Genomic DNA, 25,000 nt, shown 5'->3' on the forward strand with positions numbered 1-25,000 from the left:
CCATGGCGATCAAGCACTACCTCCAGTTCAAGGACCTGACCCGGGCCGAAACCGAGCATGTCTTCGAACGCGCCAAGATCATTAAGCGCAAGTACAAGCAGTTCGAGACCTACTACCCGCTGGCCGATCGCACGCTCGTCATGATTTTCGAGAAGGCCAGCACGCGCACGCGGCTGAGCTTCGAGGCGGGCATGCATCAGCTCGGCGGCGCGGCCATCTACCTCAACACGCGCGACTCGCAGCTCGGTCGCGGCGAGCCGGTGGAGGATGCAGCCCAGGTCATCAGCCGCATGTGCGACCTGGTGATGATCCGCACCTACGAGCAGTCGATCGTCGAGCGCTTCGCGCAGTGCTCACGGGTACCGGTCATCAACGGACTCACCAACGAGTTCCATCCCTGCCAGATCCTCGCGGACATCCTCACCTTCGTGGAGCACCGCGGCAGCATCCAGGGCAAGACGGTGGCGTGGATCGGCGATGCCAACAACATGTGCAATACCTGGCTCCAGGCCGCCGAGGTGCTCGACTTCAAGGTCAACGTCAGCACGCCGCCGGGCTACCGCGTCGATGCCTCGCTGGCGGGCGTGACCGACGGCAAGCACTTCGAGGTGTTTGCCGATCCGGCCGACGCCTGCTGTGGCGCCGACCTCGTCACCACCGACGTCTGGACCTCGATGGGCTGGGAAGCCGAGAACGAGGCGCGCATGAAAGCGTTTGCAGACTGGCAGGTGAACGGCAAGCTCATGGGCGTCGCCCATGCCGACGCGCTGTTCATGCACTGCCTGCCCGCGCATCGCGGCGAAGAAGTGACGGCCGAAGTCATCGACGGCCCGCAAAGCGTGGTCTGGGATGAAGCCGAGAACCGCCTGCATGCGCAGAAGGCGCTCATGGAATACCTGCTGCTCGGTCGCATCGACTGAGGCAGGCCATCGCGCGGGGCGGCCGGTCGTTCAAGCTGCCTCGCCAGCCCTCAAGCCCATGCGAACGACCTCTCCTCTCGCCTGCCTGACCGCCATCGCCCTCGCCGCGTGCACCGCGACGAACATCCCGGGCCACAGCGGGAGCGCGCCTGCTCCCACGCCGAGTACGCCTGCACCGGGCGCGGCGGCATCCGCGCCAGCAGCCACCACACCGGCTCCGCCTGCGGCGGCGGCCGGCACGACACCGGCCAGGCCTCTGCCGCCCGCGCCGATCACCGCCGACCAGCTCGCGAAGCTCGACAACCTGCTGCTGCTCACGCGAGATCTGCTCAACCTCGCGCCCGACGTCGCGCGCATCCGCTGGAACGCCGCCCAGGGCAAGCCCGTCGCGCCGGGCGCCGACATCGATGCCGCGCGCGGCGACGCGGCCGCCCGCCTCGCACGCGACTTCAACGCCGACCCCGATCTCGTGCGCGACTACTTCCGCGCCCAGAGCGAGGCGAGCCGCTACGTGCAGTCGGCGCTGTGGGCGCAATGGACCCGCGCCGGCACGCCGCCGACGATGACGCTGATCCGCGGCGATGCCCAGGTGCAGGCCGTGTCCGACCGCATCACGCCCAAGCTGATGCGGGCGCTGGCCGACGCCGCGCCGGCCCTGCGCGCGATCGGCGCGAAGAACGCGATCGCCGCACATGCGAAGGACAAGCTGCCGACGCGCTCGGCGCTGTCCGATCCGACGCGCGCCATCGCGATCAGGCCGCTGCTCGACCGCGCGAGCGACTGACCAACCGGGTGCCGCCGCGCCATTGGCGTCCGCCCCCAGCGGGAACGATCACACCCACTCCAGGCAACCGCGCGGGACGCAACCCGGCGCGCCGCGCATCGCGGGTTGCCCTGCAAAGGCTTGCAAGCCACCGCCGTGCCAGCCTCCGCCAACGTCCGGCAGTCGGCCCACGGTCGTATGTCACCCCGATGGCATAATCGCGCGCGCCGGAAGCCGGCCGGCCAAGCCTGATCCCGTTCGCCACCCCGCAGCACGCCTGACGCAGGTCGCCCCAACCGGCCCCCTGCCCCGCCGCCCTCGACGAACGGTGACCTTTCCGGACCAGAAAAACGCCATGCGCAGGACCAGACTCGGGGCCGGGTCTGCGCCGGCACCCCACCCACTCACGGGACCATCGATGAGCAACAAAGTGAAGAAGGTCGTGCTCGCCTATTCGGGCGGCCTCGACACGTCGGTCATTCTCAAATGGCTGCAGGACGTCTATCAGTGCGAGGTCGTGACCTTCACTGCCGACATCGGCCAGGGCGAGGAAGTCGAGCCCGCGCGCAAGAAGGCGATCGCGCTCGGCATCAAGCCCGAGAACATCTTCATCCAGGACCTGCGCGAAGAATTCGTGCGCGACTTCGTCTTCCCGATGTTCCGCGCGAACACCGTGTACGAAGGCGAATACCTGCTGGGCACCTCGATCGCGCGTCCGCTGATCGCCAAGCAGCTGATCGAGATCGCAAAGAAGACCGGCGCCGACGCCATCAGCCACGGCGCGACCGGCAAGGGCAACGACCAGGTGCGCTTCGAGCTGGGCGCCTACGCGCTGCTGCCGAATGTCAAGGTCATCGCGCCGTGGCGCGAATGGGACCTGCTGTCGCGCGAGAAGCTGCTGGCCTACGCCGACGCGCACAAGATTCCGGTGGACTTCAAGAAGCGCAAGGGCGGCGGCGCGCCCTACTCGATGGACGCCAACCTGCTGCACATCAGCTATGAAGGCGGCATCCTGGAGGATCCGAACTTCGCGCCCGAAGACAACATGTGGCGCCTGACCGTGTCGCCTGAAAAGGCGCCGGGCAAGCCGCAGATCATCGAGCTCACCTACGAGAAGGGCGACGTCGTCGCGATCGACGGTCAGCGCCTGAAGCCGCATGAAGTGCTGGACACGCTCAACAAGCTCGGCGGCAAGCACGGCATCGGCCGCCTCGACCTCGTCGAGAACCGCTATGTCGGCATGAAGAGCCGCGGCTGCTACGAAACCCCGGGGGGCACCATCCTCCTGAAGGGCCATCGCGCCATCGAGTCGATCACGCTCGACCGTGAAGTCGTCGCGCTCAAGGACGACCTCATGCCGCGCTACGCCCGCATGATCTACAACGGCTACTGGTTCAGCCCCGAGCGCGAACTGCTGCAAGGCCTCATCGACGCCTCGCAGGCGAAGGTGAACGGCACGGTCAAGCTCAAGCTGTACAAGGGCACGATCATGGTCGTGGGCCGCGAGTCGGCGAACTCGCTGTTCGACGCCAAGATCAGCACCTTCGACGATGACGGCGGCGCCTACAACCAAGCTGACGCCGGCGGCTTCATCAAGCTGAACGCGCTGCGCCTGCGCATCGCCGCCAACAAGGCCGCCGCAAGCAAGCCCGCCCGCAAGACCGCGAAGAAGGCCGCGCCCAAGGCTGAAGCCGCGAAGACCGGAGCCCCCGTCGCGAAGGCCGAGGTCGAGAGCGCCAAGCCGGCCGTGAAGACCGCGGCTCCCAAGCCCGTCGCCAAGAAGGCCGCGAAGAAGGCCGCCAAGCCGGTCGCCGAAGCGCCGGCCGCCATCGAGGCCGCTCCGGCCGAAGCCGCGCCCGCGCCGGCCGTGACCGAAGCGCCGGTCGCCGCGAAGAAGCGCGCGCCGCGCAAGACGGCCGCCGCCAAGCAGGCCACCGAGTAATCGGCAGGCCTGCCGGCCGGCGCCTGCAAGAGGCGCCGGCCGCAAGCGCTTTCAGCGCACGCCGTTCCTGGAGTTGCCCTCAGGCAGCAGGAACAGCACCAGCACTCCCAGGAACACGCCAAGGGCGATCCAGCTGCACACGAGCGCGCCATCCACGCCGATCAGCTCATGCTGATGGCTCAGGTACATCAGCACCATCATCAAACCCAGCGCGATGCACAGCTGCTTCTCGCGCCTGCTCAAGTCCGACCAAGACATTCCCGATTCCCCGCGTTGCCGCCACGCTCGCATGGCGAGGCTTGCCCGTTCACACCACCAGCGGTTCCGGCTCCAGATCGACACCGAAACGCTCGTGCACCGAGGCACGCACCGCGTCGCGCAGCGCCAGCACCTCAGCGCCCGTCGCGCCACCACGATTGACAAGCACCAGCGCCTGCCGTTCGTACATCCCGACGCGCCCCAGATCGCGCCCCTTCCATCCCGCCTGCTCGATCAGCCATCCCGCTGCGAGCTTCACGCTGCCATCGGACTGCTGATGCCCGACGACGCCCGGATGGGCAATGCGCAAAGTCGCGTACGTATCGGTATTGACGACCGGGTTCTTGAAGAAGCTGCCGGCGTTGCCGAGCACCCGCCAGTCGGGCAGCTTGCGCTGCCGCAGCGCGATGACCGCATCGGCCACATCACGCGGCGACGGGCGGTCAATGCCAGTGCTTGCAAGTGCATCGGCCAGCTCGCGATAGCCAAGCCTCGGCTGCCAGTCGAGCGGCAGCTTGAGCCGCAGCGCGGTGATGACGACACGCCCGGCCAGCTCTCGCTTGAATACCGAATCGCGGTAACCAAACCGGCATTCGGCGCGCGTGAATTCGCGCACCTCGCCACTGACAAGGTCGAGTGCCTCGAGCCGGTCGAGCACGGCTTCCAGCTCGACGCCGTAGGCGCCGATGTTCTGGATCGGCGCCGCGCCGCTCAGGCCCGGAATCAGACTGAGGTTTTCGAGACCGCCCCAGCCCTGCTCCAAGGTCCAGGCGACGGCGTCGGCCCAGGACTCGCCGGCGCCGACGCGGACGTGGCGGTACTCGCCGTCGTCGCCGAGCAGTTCGCGGCCACGCAGCAGCGGGCGCAGAACCAGTCCGTCGAAGTCCTGCGCCAGCACCACGTTGCTGCCGCCGCCGAGGATGAGCACGCGGCCCTCGCCGTTCGCGGCCAGCGCGGCACGCAGGTCGTCCACCGACGCGGCTTCGCAATAACGGCTTGCAATCGCAGGGAGTTGAAGGGTGTTGAAGGGCCGAAGATCGACGTTCTCGATGACTTTCATGCGGCCGATTGTAGGCGAGGCCCTGACTTAGAATCGGCCGCCTCCCACGACTCACAAGCACACATCACCATGCCTTCGTTCGACATCGTTTCCGAAGCCGACATGGTCGAACTGCGCAACGCACTCGACCAGACCAACAAGGAAATCGGCACCCGCTTCGACTTCAAGGGCTCCAGCGCCAACGTCGAGCACAAGGACAAGGAGCTGACGGCCTGGGCCGACAGCGACTTCCAGCTCGAACAGGTCCGCACGGTACTCACGGGCAAGCTGGCCAAGCGCAACGTCGATGTGCGCTTTCTGGACCTCGGCAAGCTCGAGAAGATCTCAGGCGACAAGGTCAAGCAGGTCATCAAGATCAAGCAGGGCATCGAGAGCGACTTGGCGAAGAAAATCGTCAAGCACATCAAGGACAGCAAGCTCAAGGTGCAGGCCAGCATCCAGGGCGACACGGTGCGCGTGACCGGCGCCAAGCGCGACGACCTGCAGGCGGCGATCGCGCTGCTGCGCAAGGACATCACCGAGCAGCCGCTGGCGTTCAACAACTTCCGCGACTGACGCGCGACGCGTCGTGGCGCCTTATCGTCAGCACGACGGCCGGAAGTCGCGGCGTGGCGGCGTCCGCACGGTGCTGCTGCGCGAACTGCTCGACAAGACGCCGCTCTCGGCGCTGGAGCTGATGCAGCCGAAGCTCGCCAAGGAGATCGCGCTGCTCTGGGGTCATCCCGAGATGGCGCGCTGGTTCGAGCGCCACATCTACGATGTGGAGCCCGGCACACCGCCGATCGCGCGGCCAGTGATGGAAGACATCGCCTTCCTCCAGACCATGCATCTCGAACTCGCGCGCCTGCGCCTGATCGACGCGAAGGCGCTGCCGGACGCGTTGCCGGCGCTCGAATTCAGACCGCCGCGCCGCGACCGCTGATCTGGGCGTAGGCCGAGTGGTTGTGGATCGACTCGAAGTTCTCCACTTCCACCGTGAATTCACCGACGCGCTCGTCCTGTTGCAGACGGCTGACCACGTCCCGGATCAGGTCCTCGACGAACTTGGGATTGTCGTAGGCATTCTCGGTCACGTGCTTTTCATCCACGCGCTTGAGCAGGCCGTAAAGCTCGGCCGAGGCCGAGTCTTCGGCCACGCGAGCGATGTCATCGAGCGCGAAGGGCCTGACCAGCTCGACGTCGATCGTCACGTGCGAACGCTGGTTGTGCGCGCCGTACTCGGAGATCTCCTTCGAGCAGGGGCAGAGGCTGGTGACTGGCGCGACCATCTTCACCCAGGTGCTCGTCACGCCGGCCTTGCGCTCGCCGCGCAGGGTCACGACGTAATCGAGCAGGCTCGTTACGCCCGAGACCGGCGCGGTCTTGCGGATGAAGTAGGGGAAGGTGAGCGAGATCTCGCCGGTCTCGGCTTCGAGCTTGGCGAGCATCGTGTCAAGGATGGCGGGCAGCGTCTCGGCCGACCAGCCGCCGCGATGCTCTTCGAGCAGCGCGACGAAGCGCGACATGTGCGTGCCCTTCTGCTCGGCCGGCAGCGCGACGTTCATCGCGAATTCGGCCACCGAAGGCTGGTCGCCCGACGGCGTGGCGACGAGGATGGGATAACGCACACCCTTGATGCCGACCTTCTGGATCGGCACGCGGCGCGCGTCGTGACTGGCCTGGACGTCGGGGATCACGATGCTCTGGGAAATCGCGGCAAAGGAGTCGCGCGTGTTCATTGAGTTTTCTCCTGCTGCCCGGGACGTCGGGCGCGGACCAAGCGGGGATTATGCCGTCAAGTGTCCGAGGGTCTGACCGGCGCCTTACGTCGCGGTTTGCATACGGGTATGCGCCAGAGCGGAACATTGTTGCTGCGTGTGGCGCAGATCGGGCTGTTCCGAAGTGATTCAACCCGGCATGGGCCGGGGCCATTCGGCACGTGGAACCCGGGTGACGGCTCGGCCAACGATGCGTCGGCGCCCCCCGCCCTGTGAGTTGCTGGACGGCCGGCGGCTCCGACGCATCACTGCCGCAATACGGCTTCTTGCCATCGCCGCCAGTCTGGCGCCTCCGACCCGCGCGACCTGTCTCAGGCCGACGCTGATCCTGCCACCGCCGCCAGTCGCACCCGCCCGCCGAAGCGCTCGCGCACCGAGCGCGCAATGCCGGCGGCATCCAGCCCGCATTCGGCGAGCAGCACGCCCTGCTCGCCGTGGTCGACGAAGCGGTCGGGCAGGCCGAGCTGGAGCACGGGCAGCACGATGCCGTGGGCAGCGAGCGCCTCGGTCACGGCGCTGCCGGCGCCGCCCATGATCGCGCCCTCTTCCACCGTCACGATCGCGTCGTGCGAAGCAGCCAGTTCGCGCACCAGGTCGGCGTCGAGCGGCTTGACGAAGCGCATGTTGGCGACCGTCGCGTCGAGCTGCTCGGCGGCCGCGAGCGCGGGCGCGACCATCGAGCCGAAGGCGAGGATGGCCACGCGCCCGCCCGCCGCCGCGCCCGACTGTCGGCGGATCTCGCCCTTGCCGAGCGGCAGCGTGTCGAGCACGCGCTCGGTCGCCACACCGGGGCCGGAGCCGCGCGGATAGCGCACCGCCGCCGGGCCGGCGTATTCGTAGGCCGTGGTGAGCATGCGGCGGCATTCGGCTTCGTCGGCCGGCGCCATCACCACCATGTTCGGGATGCAGCGCAGGAAGGCGTAGTCGTAGTTGCCGGCATGGGTCGCGCCGTCGGCGCCGACAAGGCCGGCGCGGTCGATCGCAAAGGTGACGTCGAGGTTCTGCAGCGCGACGTCATGGATGAGCTGGTCGTAGGCGCGCTGGAGGAAGGTCGAGTAGATCGCCACCACCGGCTTGGCGCCCTCGCAGGCGATGCCGGCGGCGAAGGTGACGGCATGCTGCTCGGCGATGCCGACGTCGAAGTAGCGGGTCGGGAACTGCTGCTCGAACTTCACGAGGCCCGAGCCTTCGCGCATCGCCGGCGTGATCGCCATGAGGCGCGAATCCTTGGCGGCCATGTCGCAGATCCAGTCGCTGAACACGCTGGTGTAGGTCGGCTTGGTCGGCACCGCGGTCTTGACGATGCCGCGCACCGGGTCGAACTTGCCGGGGCCGTGGTACAGGATCGGGTCGGCCTCGGCGAGCTTGTAGCCGGCGCCCTTGCGCGTCACCACATGCAAAAACTGCGGGCCGCCGCGATGGCGCAGGTTGGTGAGCGTGCTCACCAGCGTGTCGAGATCGTGGCCGTCGATCGGCCCGAGGTAGTTGAAGCCGAACTCCTCAAAGATGGTGCCCGGCCCGAGCATGCCCTTGGTGTGCTCCTCGAACTTGCGCGCGAACTCGCGCAGCGGCGGCACCGGATCGAGGATCTTCTGCCCCACGCGGCGCGCGGCCGCGTAGAAGTTGCCGCTCATCAGCTTGGTGAGGTGGCGGTGCAGCGCGCCCACCGGCGGCGAGATCGACATCTCGTTGTCGTTGAGGATGACGATGACGTTGCAGTCGCGCATGACGCCGGCGTTGTTCAGCGCCTCGAAGGCCATGCCGGCCGACATCGAGCCGTCGCCGATGACGGCGATGTGCTGGCGCTTGCCGTGGCCCTGGTTACGCGAGGCGACCGCCATGCCGACGGCGGCGCTGATCGAGGTGCTGCTGTGCGCGGTGCCGAAGGTGTCGTACTCGCTCTCGCAGCGACGCGGAAAGCCCGAGATGCCGCCGTACTGGCGCAGGCCGCCCATCGCGTCGCGCCGGCCGGTGAGGATCTTGTGCGGATAGCTCTGATGGCCGACGTCCCAGATGATGCGGTCGTCCGGCGTGTCGAAGGCGTAATGCAGCGCGATCGTCAGCTCGACCGTGCCGAGGTTGGACGACAGATGGCCGCCGGTGCGCGACACCGAATGCAGCACATGCTCGCGCAGTTCGTCGGCCAGTTGCGGCAGGCGCTCGCGCGGCAGGCGACGCAGGTCGGCCGGCGAGTCGATGGTCGAGAGGAGCGTGTGCTTCGGGTCGGACATGACGTTGGGAGTCCCGGGTCGGCGCCGTGCTCAGTACGAGCGGCGGACGATGTAGTCGGCAATCTGGGCGAGGCGCTGGGTATCGCCGTCGAGTCGGGCGAGCGCGGCGTGGGCATCCTCACGCAAGCGCTCTGCCAGCAGCTTCGCCTCGCTCAGACCCAGCAGCGAGACATAAGTTGGCTTGTCGGCGGCGGCGTCCTTGCCGGCGGTCTTGCCGAGGGTGGCGGTGTCGGCTTCGGCGTCGAGTACGTCGTCCACCACCTGGAAGGCGAGGCCGACGGCGGCGGCGTAGGCATCAAGGGCTTCGAGCGCGGCCTCGTCCGGCACGGGCTCGGCCGCCTCGGCGCCGAGCATCACGCTGGCGCGCAGCAGGGCGCCGGTCTTGAGGCGGTGCATGGTCTCCAGCTCGGCGCGCGTCAGCCTGATGCCCACGCTCGCGAGGTCGATCGCCTGCCCACCCGCCATGCCACGCGAGCCCGAGGCCCGCGCCAGCAGCGCGCACAGCCGCGCGGCATTGGGCGAGGCCACGTCGGCCAGCACCTCGAAGGCGAGGCTTTGCAGCGCGTCGCCGACCAGCAGTGCATTGGCCTGGCCAAAGGCCGCGTGCACCGTCGGCTTGCCGCGCCGGAGCAGGTCGTTGTCCATCTCGGGCATGTCGTCATGCACGAGCGAGTAGTCGTGGATCAGCTCGACCGCGACGGCGGCGGCGGTGATTACATCGGCAGGCGCGCCGAAGGCCAGGCCGGCCGCATGCACGAGCAGCGGCCGCACGCGCTTGCCGCCATCGAGCACGCCGTGGCGCATCGCGCGGTGCAGCTCGGCGGGCGCCTCGTCGGCGAGCGGCAGCGCAGCGTCGAGGGCGGCCTCGGTGCGCGCGGCGATGTCGGCGATCCAGGCCTCGAAACTCGTCGTGCCGCTCATGCCTCGTCTCCGCCGAGGTCGAGCGGGCGCGTGGCGCCGAGCGGATCGTCGAGGTCGATCGTCTCCAGCTGTTGTCGTGCCGCCGCAAGCTGGGCCTGGCACACGCGCACCAGTTCGGCGCCTCGCCTGTAGGCCGCGACCGACGCATCGAGCGGCAGTTGCTGCGATTCCATCGTCTCGACCAGCTGCTCAAGCTCGGCGAGCGCGGTCTCGAAACTGGGGGAAGCGGTGGTTGCGGCGGACTTGGCCGAGGCTGCGGGCATGGAGGTTCTCGAAGGCGGGGGTCGGCATTTTAAGCGCGGCAGGGGCGGATTCCCGGCCTCACCCTTTCAGCCGGCAGGATCGCCGTACATCGGTCGCGCGGCAATTTCTTGAATGAAGACAATTCGGGGCGCGGGGACTTTGCTAGACTCCGCCCCTCCTCGAATTGGCCAAGGCAATAGCGGCCTGTTCGATTGCCCTGTTTGGTTGCACGGATTCCGGATGCGGAATTCCCTTCCGGATCATGCAGTTACGGGGGCGAAGGTTGGAAAGTGATGCAGAAGATGCATCAGCTTTCCGGTTTTTCGACTCCCTCTCCGACGCGCAATGCGCCGGAGTCGTTTGGGTGTCTTCAATTCTCTTTCAGAAGGGTTGGGGTCATGTCAGACATTGGCAATCAAGCGGCGCTCGCGCGTCCCGTTAGCCAACTCCCCGTCACCTGGTACTTCGACGAAAAGCTGTACCAGCAAGAGCTTCACCAGCTGTTCGCGCCGGCCGCGCGCTATGTGGGCACCCGCCTCATGGTTCCGGAAACCGGCGATTACTACGCGCTGCCGCAGGAAGATCACGGCCGCGCGCTGGTCCACAACGACCACGGCATCGAGCTGATCAGCAACGTCTGCCGTCACCGCCAGGCCATCATGCTCGAAGGCCGAGGCAACACGGGCGGCAAGAGCATCGTCTGCCCGCTGCACCGCTGGACCTACGACCTGCGCGGCAATCTCGTCGGCGCGCCTCACTTCGCCGAGAACCCCTGCCTGCACCTCAAGCGCACGCCCACGATCGAGTGGAACGGGCTGCTGTTCGAGGACACCGGCTCGCAGATGGCCCGCGAGATCGTCTCGGAGCTGGAAACGTCCAAGTTCGCCAAGTACTTCGACTTCACCGGCTACCAGCTCGACCATGTCGAGATGCACGAGTGCAACTACAACTGGAAGACCTTCATCGAGGTCTATCTGGAGGACTACCACGTCGTGCCCTTCCACCCCGGTCTGGGCAAGTTCGTGAACTGCGGCAATCTGGCGTGGGAGTTCGGCAAGCACTTCTCGGTGCAGACCGTGGGCCTGCTCGATTCGCTCGGCAAGGCCGGGTCGAGCACCTATGAGCAATGGCATGCGCAATGCCGCAAGTACTTCGACAACGGCAATTCGCTGCCGGAGTTCGGCGCGGTGTGGATGACGATCTATCCGAACATCATGCTGGAGTGGTACCCCGGCGTGCTGACGGTCTCGACGCTGCATCCGATGGGCATGGGCAAGACGATGAACATCGTCGAGTTCTATTACCCGGAGGAAATCACCTGCTTCGAGCGCGAGTTCGTCGAGGCGCAGCGCGCGGCCTACATGGAAACGGCAATCGAGGATGACGAGATCGCCGAGCGCATGGACCGCGGCCGTCGCGCCCTGCTCAACCGCGGCGTGAACGAGGTCGGCCCCTACCAGTCGCCCTTCGAGGACGGCATGCAGCACTTCCACGAGTACCTGCGCCGCGAACTCGGCCGGCATTCCATCTGAGGTTTGGCGCCGCCCTCGCGGTGGCGCTTCCGCCTTCACGCCGCCCGCCCGGGCGGCGTTTTCATTTCCACGGCCGGCGCGTCATGGGTGCGCCGGCCTTCGACCGGCAGTCCGCATGCAATCGCTCTGGATGCTGTTCGCGGCGCTGCTGTTCTCGCTCGTCGCGGCCTTCGTGAAGCTGGCGATCGACCAGCACAGCCCCTGGGAAATCCTGTTCTGGCGCAACGCCATTGGCCTGCTGGTGCTGCTGCCGATGGCGCTGCGCCGCGCCGGCGGCCTGCGCGCGCTGGCGGCCACGCCGCACTGGCGCGGCCATCTGTCGCGCAACGTGTCGGGCACGACGGCGGTGCTGCTGTGGTTCTCGACCACGGCCTTCCTGCCGCTGCCGACGGCGCTGACGCTCAACTACACCTCATCGCTCTTCATCGCGGTGCTGCTGGTGGGTGGCGCGCTGCGCTCGGGCGCGAAAGGGCCCGGCCGGCGGATGCTGGCGGCGCTGGCGATCGGCTTTGCCGGCATCGTCTGCGTGCTGCGGCCGACGCTCGGCGCCGACCAGTGGCTGTGGGCCGGTGCCGGCCTGCTGAGCGGACTGCTGAGCGCCTGGGCGCTGCTGTCGCTCAAGTACCTCGGCCGGCTGGGCGAGCCGCCGACGCGCACGGTCTTCTACTTCTCGTTGAGCGGGATCGCGGCGGGCGCGGGCGGCATGCTGGCCTTCGGCGCGCGCTGGCCCGACGGGCGCCATCTCGGCTATCTGCTCGCGGTGGGCCTGCTGGCGGTGGTGGCGCAGATCGCGCTCACCCACGCCTACGGGCGCGGCAAGACGCTGCTGGCGGCGACGCTCGGCTATTCGACGATCGTGTTCGGCAGCGTGTGGGGCTGGTGGTTCTGGGACGAGTTGACGCCGCCGGTGGCTTGGCTCGGCATCGCACTGATCGCGGGCGCGGGGGCGTGGTCGACGCTGCTGACGGCGCAGGCGAGCGGCGCCGACGCCGATCCGGATGCGGGGCTGGCGCCGGAGGAGGTGGATGCTGGCCGGCGAGGCTGACGTCGAGCCGGATCGCCGCCGCGCGGCGGAGGACGCCAGCCTGCCACCGCCGCCCATCACCACCGACCGCCCGTCGGCGATGGGCGATCATCGCGGCTTTCCGCCCGCGCTTCCGGAGACCGCGATGCCCCACACCACGCTGATCGACGCCGCCACGCTCGCGGCGCATCTCGACGATGCCGACTGGCTCGTCATCGACACCCGCTTCGACCTCGCCAATCCCGCCTGGGGCGAGGCCGACTACGCCGCCAGCGGCCACATCCGGGGCGCCGTCTACGCCCACCTCGACACTGTGCTCTCGGGCAAGGGCGAAGCCGCGATCAACGGCGGGCGCCATCCCCTGCCCTCGCGCGAGGAGGCCGCGCGCCGCTTCGCCGCCCTCGGCATCGGCGACGCGACCCAGGTGGTCGTCTACGACACGATGGGCGCGATGTTCGCCGGGCGACTGTGGTGGATGCTGCGCTGGTGCGGCCACGAGAACGTCGCCGTGCTCGACGGCGGTTTCGCGGCCTGGCAGGCCTATGCCGCGACGCGCCCCGACGCCGACCACCTGGTCGAGAAGACCGTCGTCAAGCGCCCGCCCGCGCCCTTCACGCTGCGCCCGGCGCTCGAACAACTGGTGGACGCCCAGGCCGTGCTCGCCAACATCGACAGCGCCGCCTGCACCGTGCTCGACGCGCGCGCGCCCGACCGCTTTCGCGGCGAGAACGAGAAGACCGACCCGGTCGCCGGCCACATCCCCGGCGCGCGCAACGGCTTCTTCAAGGACAACCTCGATGCCGACGGCCGCTTCAGGCCGGCCGCCGCGCTGCGCGAGCGCTTCGAGGCACTGGCGGGCGGCAAGCCGGTCATCCACCAGTGCGGCTCGGGCGTGACCGCCTGCCACAACCTGCTCGCCGCGCGCCATGCGGGCATCGCGAGCGGCGTGCTCTACGCGGGCAGCTGGAGCGAATGGATCGAGGACGGCGCGCGGCCGGTGGTCACGGGCGAGTGAGGCCGCTAGGCCGGTCAGACAGCGTGCGCAGGAAGGCGAGCAGCGCGTCGATGTCGGCATCGTCCAGCGCCGGGGCGCTGCCGGGCCGGCGGTTGTAGGGCACCGAGTTCACGTTGACATTGCCGCGCAGGGCGGGCGGCAGATCGTCGAAGGGCGCGACGCCCGTCACGCCCGCGCCGCCCTCCTTGGCGCCGGCACGCACGGCAGTCGCCGCATGCGCCGCCGGTGTCGCCACGCGGTCCGCCACCCGGTACGGATACCAGTCCTGCGGCGCCGTTGCCCGCGTGGCGTAGAAGCGCAGCACCTCGCGCAGATCATCGAACACGCCGTTGTGCATGAAACGCTCGCGCAGCGCGACATTGCGCAGCGAAGGCGTGCGGAACCAGCCGCACCAGGCCTGCGGCTCGGGCCAGCCGCGCTGCCGGGCCGTGACGCACAGGCCGAGGTCGTGGCCCTTGCCCGCCAGCGCCCGATTGCGCGGCACGCCGATCGCGTCATAGCCGAAGTCGGTGAACAGCGAGCGCGCCGGATTGGTCGAGCTGTGGCTGAACTGGTGGCAGGACGCGCAATTGCCCTTGTCCGGATCGCGGAACAGCGCGAGTCCGCGCAGCTCCTGCGCCGTGAGCGTGGCGCGCCCGCGCACATGCTCGTCGTAGCGCGAGCTGAACGGCGCCAGCTCGTCCGATTGCAGGAAGGCTTCGAGCGCCGCGCCCGCTGCGTCGAGCGCCGCCTTGCCATCCCGCAGCGCGGCCGGGCCAAAGCGCGCCGCCAGCTCGCCTGCGTAGGGCGCGCGCGCCAGCGCCGCCGCCACGTCGCGGCCGTCGCGGTGGTTCATCTCGTCGGGGTTGAGCAGCGGCAGCGCAGCCTGGCGCGCGAGCGCGTCGGCGCGGCCGTCGGCCGTCAGCCCGCCGAAGGGCGCCGGCGCGAGCGCGTCGTCGTCCTGATAGAAATGGAGCGGCGGCACATAGCGCGCATAGGCCAGCGACGGCGCCACGCGCCCGCTCGCATGCCCGGGGCGGCTGCCGAGCGGCACGCCGGCCGGCCCGGTGCGACCGCCGCCCCAGCCGCGCGCCGGATCGTGGCAGGCCGCGCAGGACGTGCCCGCCGGCCGCGACAGCCCGCTGTCGAAGAACATCCGCCGCCCGAGCGCAGCCAGCGCCGGATCGGGCCGGAACTCGCGCACCGGACTGACGATCGCGGCGAGCCGGGGCGTCGCGCCGACGTGGTCGAGCACGACGGCGCCGGCGGGCAGCGCGGCCGGGCCGGTTGCGCGTCCGGCGTCGGCCGCGCTGGCGCCGATCATCCCGGCCGAGGCCAGCCACGCCACTGTGATCGACGCCAGCCAACGGCTCACGCGCGCCAGCGGGGCAGTCACGGCGCCGCCGCGCGCCGCCCCTGGCAGGCGCGTCATGCGCGGCGCGAGCCTCACGGCGCCAGATAGCCCGTCTTGTCGCAGAGCAGCCGCTGGCCGCTCTGGGTGCAGGTCGCGAGCAGCTTGCCGTCCTTGGTCATCGCCTTGTAGACCCAGTTGCTGCCGCTGCGGTCCATGACGAGGAAGCCGAAGGTGGACGTGTGCGAGATCGCGTCCACCACTGCGCCCGGCGCCGGATTGGTGTTGGCCGGGAACGGGTCGGGCAGATTCACGTCGAGGTTGTCGCCACCGTTGCCGCTGACGATCGCCGCCGGATGGTTGCTGCTGAAGTTGATGGCCTGGAAGTCGTGCACATGGCCGTGGATGGCCAGCTTGATGCCCGCCGGGTAGTAGGCCGTCGGATAGGTCGCGTCGCCCACCGACAGCAGCGCGGCATTGCCGCCGGCCGGCGCCGCGCCCGCGATCGGCGCGAAGGCGAGGATCGGATGGTGGTTGGCCCAGAGGCTGTTCACGCCGGGCCTGGCGGCCAGATCGGCGGCCTTGCGGAACTGCGCCTGATAGGTGATGAACTGGGCGTCGGTGCTCCTGAGCGCGGTCTTGCCGGTCTTGGCGCTGTCGAAAACGATGACCTGCGTGTCGCCGCCGATCGAGACGGCGTAGGGGTCGGTGTAGTTGGCGATGCCGTCGTTGGCCGGATCGTCGCAGCTGCGGGCGGCGCTGAAGGCGCTCGTGTCCAGGAAGCGCTGCCAGCCCTGACCGCCGCGCGCGCATTCCTCGTGGTTGCCGCGCACCATCACCCACGGGGCGGCGGCCAGCAGCTTCGCGGCGGGCTTGAACAGGTCGGCTTCCCAGGTATCCCAGCCATAGCCCCAGGGGCTGCCCTGGCAGCCGGCCACGTCGGGCGGGCAGGCGTTCTCGCGGTAGTGGTAGTCGCCGATGTGCAGCACGAGGTCGGGTTTGAGCGCGGCCGCCGCCTTGGCGATGGTCTCGAAGGGCCAGGCGCTGGCGTCGGAGCAGGCCTGCCAGGCGTTGTCGGCCTTCTTCATGCGGCAGCCGGTGTCGGCCAGGATCACGACGCGCTGCGGATTGGCCTTGGGCACGGGCAGCGCATGGCCGCCGATGCTCAGGCGCGTGGTGCCGGCCGGCGCGGTGATCTCGCACGACGACACCGGGAAGACCGAGGCCTTCGCATCCTCCGCCGGACTGGCGGTGGTGCGCTGCGCCGGCGTGCCGGCGGCGGCGCGCAGGCTCATGCGCCTGCCCTGACCGTCGATCTCGACCAGCGGGCATTGCGAGGGATGCGAGCTGGCGGCGCGCACGAGGATGGCGTTGTCGGGCCCCATCTCGACCCACGCGGCCTTCACATAGGCATCGGTGATGGCGGCGTCGGTGGCAGGGTCGTCGCTGTTGCAGGCGGCGACCGCGAAGGCACCGCAGACGGCAGCGGCAAGCAGGCTCATGTTGCGCAGGGGTTGCGACATCGTTTCTTCTCGTGGGCAGGAAAAGCCCGCGAGGCTAGGCAGCGCTCATGACGGCGGAGTGAACTCCGGCACGCCGCAAGCGCTTGCAAGGCCAGATGTCGCGCGCCTCAGGCCGCCTTCGCGCCGGCCGCGGCCGCGCGCATCGTGTCCGCCAGCGCGTGGTAGGCCGTGGCCCAGGCGTTGCGCGTCTCGGGCGGGAAATCGACATCGCCGAGCACGTCCGTGAGGGTTTCGAGCAGGGTCTGCCCGACGGCGGCGTAGTGCTCGTCCTTCACGCCCCAATGCACATGCATGCGGCCTAGCGACTGGATGTCGCGCATGAGGGTGTCGAGCCGGTCGAGCTTGTCGATCACGGTCGCGAGCATCGCGACGAGCTTGCGGCCCTGGAGCGGGATGTCGCCCTTGAACAGCGGGCGCAGCTCGGGTTCGAGCGCGAACAGGCGGGGATAGAACAGGCCGGCAATGTCGTCCTGATAAGGGGCGAGCTCCAGCCAGGAAGCTCGCACGAGTGCGATCTGTTCGGGTGTCATGGGGGTTTCGCGCGCTTGTGGTTGTGGCAGGCGAGTGTCGCGCCAATCACTCCGCGATGCGAGAGCGCGAACCACGCTTTCGGTGCCAGCGCACACCCACATGCGACGAGCGCGGCACCAGCGTCTCTCCAAGGCACCGCGCTCCGAGCCGCTCGCCGGGGGACGAGCCGGCAGGACCGGACTGCTGCGAACCCTTCGGCACGGTGCAGGAAACCGGGCAGACCGCGCGCCGATCTGCTGCAATCCGCGCTCGTTCCGTACGGCGCGGCATGGCATGCGTCCTGCCCCGCCCGGAACCCGACAACGTGGAGACCGGCAATGACCGACAAGAAACCCGACTGGAAGCTCGAAACCCTCGCCGTCCATGGCGGCTACCGCCCCGACCCCACCACGCGCGCCGTGGCCGTGCCCATCTACCAGACCGTCGCCTACGCCTTCGACGACACCCAGCACGGCGCCGACCTGTTCGACCTCAAGGTGGCCGGCAACATCTACTCGCGGATCATGAATCCGACCAACGCCGTGCTGGAGGAGCGCATCGCGGCGATGGAAGGCGGCATCGGCGCGCTGGCGCTGGCCTCGGGCCAGGCGGCCGTCACCTATTCGATCCTCACCATCGCCGAGGCGGGCGACAACATCGTCTCGTCGAGCACGCTGTACGGCGGCACCTACAACCTGCTCGCGCACACGCTGCCGCAGTACGGCATCGCCACGCGCTTCGCCGATCCGCGCGATCCGGCCTCGTTCGCCGCGCTGATCGACGAGCGCACGAAGGCGGTGTTCGTCGAGTCGGTCGGCAATCCGCTCGGCAACGTGACCGACTTCGAGGCGATCGCCGAGGTGGCGCATGCGCATGGCGTGCCGCTCATCGTCGACAACACCGTGCCGACGCCCTACCTCTGCCGGCCCTTCGAGCATGGCGCCGACATCGTCGTGCACTCGCTCACCAAGTATCTCGGCGGCCACGGCAACAGCCTGGGCGGGGCCATCGTGGACTCGGGCAAGTTCCCGTGGGCCGAGCACAAGGCGCGCTTCCGCCGCCTGAACGAACCCGACGTGAGCTACCACGGCGTCGTCTATACCGAGGCGCTCGGCGCGGCGGCCTACATCGCGCGGGCGCGCGTGGTGCCGCTGCGCAATACCGGCGCGGCGCTGTCGCCGTTCAACGCCTTCCTGATCCTGCAAGGCATCGAGACGCTGGCGCTGCGCATGGACCGCATCTGCGACAACGCGACGCGGGTCGCGCAGTTCCTGCGCACGCATCCGAAGGTGAACTGGGTGAGCTACGCCGGGCTGGAGGACGACAAGCACCATGCGCTCGCGCGCAAGTACCTGTCGGGCCGGGCGTCGGGACTGCTCACCTTCGGCGTGCAAGGCGGCCGCGACGGCGGCGCGCGCTTCCAGGACGCGCTCCAGCTCGTGACGCGGCTCGTCAACATCGGCGACGCTAAGTCGCTCGCGACGCATCCGGCCTCGACCACCCACCGCCAGCTCTCGCCCGAGGAACTCGCGCGGGCCGGCGTGAGCGAGGACATGGTGCGGCTGTCGATCGGCATCGAGCACATCGACGACATCCTCGCCGACCTGGATCAGGCGCTCGCGGCGGCGTGAGCGATGCGGGCATCGCACATGCCGTCATGCCTGCGCAGCAGGCGGGGCGGCGTGTGCGGCGCTTGCTACGCACATGCCGTCAAGCCCGGGAAGCGGGCGCCGACGGCGTGAGCGGCGCTGGCCTCAGTGCCCGTGCAGCACCGAAAACACCGCGTAGATGATCGCCACGCCCAGCCCGATGAGCGCGAGCTGCACGAAGCTCTCGTCGCGCCGGCCCTCGCGCTGGAGCTGGGGCATGAGGTCGCTCAGCGCGATGTAGATGAAGCTGCTGCTCGCCACAACGAGCGCATAAGGGATCAGGCTGGTGACGCTGCCGAACAGCGCCCAGCCGATCACCCCGCCCGCCACGCCCGCCAGCCCCGTCAGCAGCGTGAAGGCATAGGCGCGCACGCGGCTGAAGCCGGCGTTGAGCAGCACCATGAAGTCGCCGATCTGCTGCGGAATCTCGTGCGCGATGATCGAGCCGGCCGCGATCGCGCCGAGCTTCCAGTCGCTCATGAAGGCGGCGGCGATCACGATGCCGTCGGCCGCCTTGTGGATCGAATCGCCGATGAGGATGGGCCAGCCGCCGCGTCCGGCCTGGTCGGCGTCGTGGCCGTGGTGGTGGTCGTGCTCGTCGCCCTCGTGATGATGGTCATGGCGCAGCACCGAGAAGCGCTCCAGCACGAAGAAGCCGATCACCCCGCCCAGCAGCAGGCCGAACAGCGTGTGCGGCTCGCCGTGCTGCTCGAAGGCTTCGGGGAGCATGTGCAGCAGCGCCGCGCCCAGCAGGATGCCGACCGAGAAGGCCACCATGCGGTGGACCATGCGCGCGAGCACCGTGAAGCTGAGGAAGGCGGCCGCGCTGATGCTGAACACGGCCGACAGCGCGATCGCGCCGACGATGAGGAGGAGGCTGGTATTCACGCGGCGCAGTGTAGCCGCCGGCTATCGATGCGCCGTTTGCGATGTGGAGCGCCTGCGACCGTCCGGCGGACCGGAGCCGCGCGTCGCGCCGCCATCGGCGGCGGCACGCCCGACGGCCTCACACGCCGTTGGCCTTGAACCAGTCGAGCATCCGCTTCCAGCCATCCTGGGCCGCGTCGGCCACATAGCTCGGCCGGTAGTCGGCGTTGAAGGCATGGCCCGCCTGCGGATAGACCACGAAGCTGCTGCCGCGCGAGGCCGGCGTGCCCTTGGCCAGTTCGGCCTTCATGCGCTCGATGCCGTCGAGCGGAATGCTGTCGTCCTTGCCGCCGTAGAGGCCGAGCACCGGCGCGTTCAGCCTGGCGGCCACGTCCACCGGATTGCGCGGCTGGAGCGCCGGATTGAAGCCGGCCACCAGCTTGCCGTACCAGGCCACGCCGGCCTTGAGCCGCTTGCTGTGGGCGGCATACATCCACACCACGCGCCCGCCCCAGCAGAAGCCGGTGATGGCCAGCCGGCCGGTGTCGCCGCCATCGGCCGCGGCGGTGGCCACCGTCGCATCCAGATCGGCCAGCGTCTCGGCGTCGGATTTCTTCGCCACCACGTTCCTGATGAGGTCGGGGATGGCCTGCTCCGCCTTCGCGTCGCCCTGGCGCACGAACAGCTCGGGCGCGATCGCGTAGTAGCCGGCGCGCGCGAGCCGGCGGCACAGGTCGGCGATGTGCTCGTGCACGCCGAAGATCTCGCTCACCACCAGCACCACCGGCCAGCCGGCGCCGGCGGCGGGCCGGGCGCGGTAGGCGGGAATGGTGTCGGCACCGGCATTCACGCGCAGTTCGCCGGCCACCAGGCCGTCGGGCGGCGTGTGGATGGCGGTCTGGGCGAGCGTGGGCAGCACCGCCGCCGCGAAGCCGACGCCGACCGCGCCGCGCATGAAGTCGCGGCGGTCGGGACTGGCGGGGGCTGTGGGCGCAAGGGCGCAGCTGTCGTCGGCATGGGGCATGGGTCTGTCTCCTCGGAAAGATGGATGGCACGGCATGGATCGCACGACGCCGGATCGGCGCCGCCGCGCGGACCGGACGCCGCAAGCGCGCGCCACGAATCGATCTAGGATCGGCCGCGACGCGGGCCGGACAAGCCTGACCCACTCGCCGCGTCCGTCCGGGGCGGCACCGCGACCAACGGTCGCCGGGGGCCGCCAGCCGCGCGGAAGTGTCCTCGCAGTCGTCCGCTCGCAGCGCTGCTTACGCCTCTCGTCGCGCCGGAGGCTGTCCGGATTACCGCTTCCCTACACTCCGTTTCCAGAAGTTTCTAAGTCTTTCACCTAGATATACTGAAGGCACCGGAATCCATGACGAACCGTCTTCTCCGCCTGGCCGCGCCGGCATTCGCGCTCGCGCTCGCCCTGCCCGCCGTCGCCGCCGATGTCGATGGCGTGCAACTGCCGATCCCGCCCAAGGCGCCGCGCCATTTCGGCTCGACCTATGTGTCGGCGCTGCGCGCGCCGCTGCCGCTCGGCGGCAGCCAGCTGTTCGCGTCCACGCCGGGCTATCTCGCCCAGTACGACAGCTTCATCAACGACGACGGCCTGCTCGGCCACTGGCAGATCGACGGTCCGCTCGTCACCAAGGGCAACGCCTTCTTCCAGTCGCTCGGCAGCAATGGCCGCACCTGCGCCACCTGCCACCAGCCGGCCAATGCGATGACGGTCGGCACCGACCACATCCGCACCCGCTTCTGGCTCAGTGCCGGCCGCGATCCGCTGTTCGCGCCGGTGGATGGCGCCACCTGCCCGAGCAACGTGCCGACCGCCGATACCGCGCGCGCGCTGCTCGGCGGCCGGCTCGGCGGCGGGCTGCGCTCGCGCGAGGCGGCGTATTCGCTGCTGCTCAACAAGGGACTGTTCCGCGTCTTCCTGCCGGTACCCGCCACCACCACGGGCAGCAATCCGCATCCGGTCGAATTCACGGTCAAGGTCGTGAGCGACCCTTACGGCTGCAATACCGATCCGGCCTACGCCACCAGCACCGATCCCCAGACGGGCGCGACGCGCCAGATCGTGTCGGTGTACCGCCGTCCGCGCATGTCGTCGAACCTGCTGTTCACCACCTCGACGCTGGCCGATTCACCCACCTCGGGATTCCCGCCGATCGACCTCGCGACTGGCGACCCGCTCGCGGTCGATCCGTTCACCGGCAAGTTCCAGAGCGGCAACATCATGTGGGACGGCCGCGAGCCCACGCTCGAAAGCCAGGCCTTCGACGCGACGATGGGCCATGCCCAGGCCACGACCGCGCCCACGCAGGCTCAGGTGGCCGAGATCGTCGCCTACGAGCGTCAGGTGCTGAGCGCGCAGATCTTCTCGAAGACGGCCTTCGACCTCACCTCCGCCACCGGACCCAAGCCGGTGAACGGCGGCCCGAAGTGGCTCGCCGGCCAGCAGCCGATCGCGGCGCTGCCCGCCGACGGCACGGCCTTCGCGCTGTACGGCAACTGGAACGTGAGCAAGCCGGTCGGCGGCATCGCGTCGGCGCGCGCCGCCGTCGCGCGCGGCGAGGTCATCTTCAACAGCCGCAAGTTCACGCTGTCGAACGTGGCGGGCTTCAACAACGTGGTGGGCAGCAACGCCGTCCAGGGCAGCTGCTCGACCTGTCACAACCAGGTGGGCGTCGGCAGCGACGCCCTGCCCTTCGCCCAGCGCGACATCGGCATCGGCGGCCATGCGACGCAGTTCGGCGGCCCGGCGCTCGCGGGCGACCTGCCGGTGTTCGAGCTGAGTTGCAAGCCCGGCTTCAGCACGCCCTATGGCGGCGCGACCGTCCGCACCAACGATCCGGGCATGGCCCTCATCACCGGCAAGTGCGCCGACATCGGCCGCAAGACCGTGCCGCAGATGCGCGGCCTCGCGGCGCGCGCGCCCTACTTCAGCGACGGCTCGGCACCCGACCTGCGCAAGCTGGTCGAGGTCTACAACAAGCGCTTCAGCATCGGCCTGACCGACCAGGAGAAGAGCGATCTCGTGGCCTTCATGAAGGCGCTGTGATCGCGGGCTGCAAGGGTTTGCAGCGCGGCCGACCGCCGTGTCACGGATGACCGCGCCATGCCGGGCGGTCGCGCCGCATGACATGGCCGCGCACATGAAAAAGGGGCGCCCCTCGGGGCGCCCTTGTCGTTCGCGGCGCCGCCGCGCGGCTCAGCCCTTCGCCTCGTCGCGCAGCACGCGGCGCAGGATCTTGCCGACCGGCGTCTTGGGCAGCTCGTCACGGAAGACGATTTCCTTCGGCCGCTTGTAGCCGGTGAGGTTGTCCTTCGCCCAGGCGCGCAGCGTGGCCTCGTCGAGCGACCCGTCGCGGCGCACCACGTACACGCGCACCGCCTCGCCCGAATGCTGGTCGGGAACGCCGATGGCCGCGACCTCCTTCACGCCCGGGCAGGCGCCGAGCACATCCTCGACCTCGTTCGGATACACGTTGAAGCCCGACACCAGGATCATGTCCTTCTTGCGATCGACGATCTTCACGAAGCCGCGCTCGTCCAGCACGGCGATGTCGCCGGTCATGAGATAGCCGTCGGGCGTCATCACCTTGCGCGTCTCGTCGGGGCGGTTCCAGTAGCCGCGCATCACCTGCGGGCCCTTCACGCACAGCTCGCCCGGCACGCCGATGGCCACCGGATTGCCGTCATCGTTGCGGATGCTGATGTCGGTGCCCGGCAGCGGCATGCCGATGCTGCCGTTCCAGCCGCTGGCGGTAGTCGGGTTGCAGCACACCACCGGCGAGGTTTCCGACAGGCCGTAGCCCTCGACGATCGAGCAGCCCGTCTTCTCGAGCCAGCGCGCCGCCACGCCCGACTGCACCGCCATCCCGCCGCCCACCGACAGCTTGAGCTTCGACCAGTCGATGCCGCCGAAGGCCGGATGGTCCATGAGCGCGTTGAACAGCGTGTTGACCGCCGGAAAGACGTGCACCGGATGCTTCTTCAGCGCGCCGAGCAGCGCGCCGAAGTCGCGCGCATTGGGAATGAGCAGCACCTCGGCGCCCACGCACATGCCCAGCAGGCAGACGGTGTTGAGCGCGAAGATGTGATAGAGCGGCAGCGCGCCCAGCTGGCGCACCTGCTCGCCCACCGGAATGCGGCGCAGCGCCGGCTCGTACCAGGCGGCCGACTGCAGCACGTTGGCCAGCATGTTGGCGTGGGTGATGACCGCACCCTTGGCCACGCCCGTCGTGCCGCCCGTGTATTGCAGGAAGGCGATGTCGTCGCGCCCCACCTTCGCGCGCGCGAACGGCAGCCGCTCGCCGATGGCCAGCGCGCGCATGAAGCGCACATGGCCGGGCAGCTTCCATGCCGGCACCACCTTCTTCACGCGGCGCAGCACCAGATTGACCACGCCACCCTTGAGCGCGCCCAGCATATCGCCCACCGCCGTCACCGCCACATGGCGCAGCGCGGTGCGCGCGATGACCTGCTCCAGTGTGTGCGCGAAGTTCTCGAGGATGACGATGGCCTCGGCGCCCGAGTCCTTGAGCTGGTACTCCAGCTCGCGCGGCGTGTAGAGCGGATTGACGTTCACCACCGTGTAGCCGGCGCGCAGGATGCCGAACAGCGCCACCGGAAACTGCGGCAGGTTCGGCAGCATCACCGCCACCCGCGCGCCGCGCGCGAGGCCGAGCGATTGCAGCCAGGCCGCGAAATGCCGCGCCGCCACGTCCACGTCCTGGAACGAGTACTGGCGCTCCATGAACCAGTAGGCCGGGCGCGCGTTGAAACGCCGCACCGCGTCCTCGAACAGCTCGACCAGCGAGGCCGTCTGGCCCGCGTCCACCTCGACCGGCATACCCGGCGGGTAGTGCTCAAGCCAGGGACGGCCGTGAGGCATGAGGGCGGTGGTGGCGTTCATGGCGATCTCCGTTCTTGTAGGCGTGCGGCGGATGCGTCGCGCGCCCGCCCGCGCCGGCGGGCGCCGGGATGCTAGCGCCGCCTCACGTCACCCGATAGCCGGAGCAAACCTGTTGCCGCACCCCGCCAGATGGGATGGCCGTTGCGCGCCGGACGGCGCTGCGCGCCTCGTCACGCAGGCCTGGGCGAGAGGCAGACATCGTCGCGCGCCTTCTAGGGCGGATTCCTAGCGTGACGCGTGCCACTTGATCCGAGAGCCAGGGGGGTTACACATGCGGCCGATGTGATCGATGCCCACCGCGTCGTCACGGCGGCCGTTGCATGCGAGTAGGCGCTTCCAAGCGTTTTCCCTAATGCCGGATCGTGAAAAACAGCACGCATGGCGAGAACCGGCAATCGCAGCCTTGCCGTTCCGGATTTCCGCCCTGACCGTGATCAAAAAAATGGATTTGTCACGCCCAGGCCATTTGCCGCATCGCGAGATGAAAAGGCCGAGCGAATGCTGACCGCCGGCCGATGGCGTGGGGATTGGCAC

Annotated in this window: 21 protein-coding genes and 1 pseudogene; 10 read left to right on the forward strand and 12 right to left on the reverse strand. The window is 69.1% G+C overall.

Going from position 1 to position 25,000, the window contains the following annotated elements; translation table 11 throughout:
* The first annotated feature begins 2 nt into the window (after nt 1-2).
* The 3 genes and pseudogenes from argF to H566_RS22575 form a co-directional block, all read left to right on the forward strand.
* Nucleotides 3-920, forward strand: coding sequence for an ornithine carbamoyltransferase (gene argF, locus H566_RS0102950; protein WP_211238027.1), 918 nt, complete (start codon nt 3-5; stop codon nt 918-920).
* 58 nt (nt 921-978) lie between these two features.
* Complete coding sequence (locus tag H566_RS29580; RefSeq protein WP_028310257.1) at nt 979-1,704, forward strand: chorismate mutase family protein; 726 nt, start codon at nt 979-981, stop codon at nt 1,702-1,704.
* Nucleotides 1,705-2,101: 397 nt separating this feature from the next.
* Nucleotides 2,102-3,313: pseudogene (locus tag H566_RS22575) on the forward strand (argininosuccinate synthase); the annotation flags it as partial.
* 363 nt (nt 3,314-3,676) lie between these two features.
* On the opposite strand, the gene H566_RS0102965 reads toward H566_RS22575, so the two are convergent.
* Nucleotides 3,677-3,883 (reverse strand): hypothetical protein, encoded by a 207-nt coding sequence (locus H566_RS0102965; RefSeq protein WP_028310258.1) that lies wholly within the window; start codon nt 3,881-3,883, stop codon nt 3,677-3,679.
* A gap of 49 nt (nt 3,884-3,932) precedes the next feature.
* Entirely contained in the window at nt 3,933-4,943 is a 1,011-nt protein-coding gene (gene murB, locus H566_RS0102970) for a UDP-N-acetylmuramate dehydrogenase (RefSeq protein ID WP_034410344.1), read from the reverse strand.
* A 69-nt stretch (nt 4,944-5,012) separates the two neighbouring features.
* Here murB and H566_RS0102975 point away from each other — a divergent pair, with 69 nt between their 5' ends.
* Entirely contained in the window at nt 5,013-5,498 is a 486-nt protein-coding gene (locus H566_RS0102975; protein WP_028310260.1) for a YajQ family cyclic di-GMP-binding protein, read from the forward strand.
* Nucleotides 5,499-5,511: 13 nt separating this feature from the next.
* Nucleotides 5,512-5,865 (forward strand): hypothetical protein, encoded by a 354-nt coding sequence (locus H566_RS0102980; protein WP_028310261.1) that lies wholly within the window; start codon nt 5,512-5,514, stop codon nt 5,863-5,865.
* Here the strand turns inward: H566_RS0102980 and folE2 are convergent.
* From folE2 to xseB, 4 genes are all read right to left on the reverse strand, one after another.
* Entirely contained in the window at nt 5,840-6,661 is an 822-nt protein-coding gene (gene folE2 / locus H566_RS0102985; RefSeq protein ID WP_034410346.1) for a GTP cyclohydrolase FolE2, read from the reverse strand. The genes H566_RS0102980 and folE2 overlap by 26 nt on opposite strands.
* A gap of 350 nt (nt 6,662-7,011) precedes the next feature.
* On the reverse strand, nt 7,012-8,931 hold the full coding sequence (gene dxs, locus H566_RS0102990) for a 1-deoxy-D-xylulose-5-phosphate synthase (RefSeq protein ID WP_028310263.1): 1,920 nt from the start codon (nt 8,929-8,931) through the stop codon (nt 7,012-7,014).
* Between the two features lie 30 nt (nt 8,932-8,961).
* The gene (locus H566_RS0102995) at nt 8,962-9,852 is read right to left on the reverse strand and encodes a polyprenyl synthetase family protein (RefSeq protein ID WP_028310264.1); all 891 of its coding nucleotides are present in this window, start codon (nt 9,850-9,852) and stop codon (nt 8,962-8,964) included.
* A complete protein-coding gene (xseB, locus tag H566_RS0103000; RefSeq protein WP_028310265.1) occupies nt 9,849-10,115 on the reverse strand; it encodes an exodeoxyribonuclease VII small subunit in 267 nt (88 codons plus the stop codon). The genes H566_RS0102995 and xseB overlap by 4 nt, the downstream gene beginning before the upstream one ends.
* 378 nt (nt 10,116-10,493) lie before the next feature.
* Between xseB and H566_RS0103005 the strand changes: the two genes are divergently transcribed.
* The 3 genes from H566_RS0103005 to H566_RS0103015 all read left to right on the forward strand — a co-directional run bounded on the left by H566_RS0103005 (nt 10,494) and on the right by H566_RS0103015 (nt 13,666).
* Entirely contained in the window at nt 10,494-11,627 is a 1,134-nt protein-coding gene (locus tag H566_RS0103005; protein WP_028310266.1) for an aromatic ring-hydroxylating oxygenase subunit alpha, read from the forward strand.
* A 115-nt stretch (nt 11,628-11,742) separates the two neighbouring features.
* Nucleotides 11,743-12,672, forward strand: coding sequence for a DMT family transporter (locus tag H566_RS22580; RefSeq protein ID WP_051377928.1), 930 nt, complete (start codon nt 11,743-11,745; stop codon nt 12,670-12,672).
* A gap of 124 nt (nt 12,673-12,796) precedes the next feature.
* Nucleotides 12,797-13,666, forward strand: coding sequence for a sulfurtransferase (locus H566_RS0103015; protein ID WP_028310267.1), 870 nt, complete (start codon nt 12,797-12,799; stop codon nt 13,664-13,666).
* On the opposite strand, the gene H566_RS0103020 is transcribed toward H566_RS0103015, so the two are convergent.
* From H566_RS0103020 to H566_RS0103030, 3 genes are all read right to left on the reverse strand, one after another.
* The gene (locus tag H566_RS0103020) at nt 13,653-15,041 is read right to left on the reverse strand and encodes a cytochrome-c peroxidase (protein ID WP_245591274.1); all 1,389 of its coding nucleotides are present in this window, start codon (nt 15,039-15,041) and stop codon (nt 13,653-13,655) included. The two genes, H566_RS0103015 and H566_RS0103020, sit on opposite strands and share 14 nt — an antisense overlap.
* 50 nt (nt 15,042-15,091) lie before the next feature.
* Nucleotides 15,092-16,519, reverse strand: coding sequence for a metallophosphoesterase family protein (locus H566_RS0103025; protein ID WP_028310269.1), 1,428 nt, complete (start codon nt 16,517-16,519; stop codon nt 15,092-15,094).
* A 107-nt stretch (nt 16,520-16,626) separates the two neighbouring features.
* A complete protein-coding gene (locus H566_RS0103030) occupies nt 16,627-17,049 on the reverse strand; it encodes a globin family protein (protein ID WP_028310270.1) in 423 nt (140 codons plus the stop codon).
* Nucleotides 17,050-17,367: 318 nt separating this feature from the next.
* Here H566_RS0103030 and H566_RS0103035 point away from each other — a divergent pair, with 318 nt between their 5' ends.
* On the forward strand, nt 17,368-18,660 hold the full coding sequence (locus H566_RS0103035) for an O-acetylhomoserine aminocarboxypropyltransferase/cysteine synthase family protein (protein WP_028310271.1): 1,293 nt from the start codon (nt 17,368-17,370) through the stop codon (nt 18,658-18,660).
* Between the two features lie 123 nt (nt 18,661-18,783).
* Here the strand turns inward: H566_RS0103035 and H566_RS0103040 are convergent, their stop codons facing one another.
* Both H566_RS0103040 and H566_RS0103045 read right to left on the reverse strand, forming a co-directional pair.
* Nucleotides 18,784-19,566 carry a ZIP family metal transporter gene (locus H566_RS0103040; protein ID WP_034410348.1) on the reverse strand — a complete coding sequence of 261 codons (783 nt, stop codon included), beginning with the start codon at nt 19,564-19,566 and terminating at the stop codon, nt 18,784-18,786.
* A gap of 118 nt (nt 19,567-19,684) precedes the next feature.
* Nucleotides 19,685-20,569, reverse strand: a complete 885-nt coding sequence (locus H566_RS0103045) for a dienelactone hydrolase family protein (protein WP_028310273.1) — start codon at nt 20,567-20,569, stop codon at nt 19,685-19,687.
* A gap of 348 nt (nt 20,570-20,917) precedes the next feature.
* Here H566_RS0103045 and H566_RS0103050 point away from each other — a divergent pair, with 348 nt between their 5' ends.
* Nucleotides 20,918-22,609 (forward strand): hypothetical protein, encoded by a 1,692-nt coding sequence (locus H566_RS0103050; protein WP_028310274.1) that lies wholly within the window; start codon nt 20,918-20,920, stop codon nt 22,607-22,609.
* A 150-nt stretch (nt 22,610-22,759) separates the two neighbouring features.
* Here the strand turns inward: H566_RS0103050 and H566_RS0103055 are convergent, their stop codons facing one another.
* Nucleotides 22,760-24,466, reverse strand: a complete 1,707-nt coding sequence (locus H566_RS0103055) for a long-chain-fatty-acid--CoA ligase (protein WP_028310275.1) — start codon at nt 24,464-24,466, stop codon at nt 22,760-22,762.
* Nucleotides 24,467-25,000: the final 534 nt, after the last annotated feature.

Origin of the sequence: Derxia gummosa DSM 723, from assembly GCF_000482785.1 — a bacterium.
In the GTDB taxonomy this organism is placed as follows: Bacteria; Pseudomonadota; Gammaproteobacteria; order Burkholderiales; family Burkholderiaceae_E; genus Derxia; species Derxia gummosa.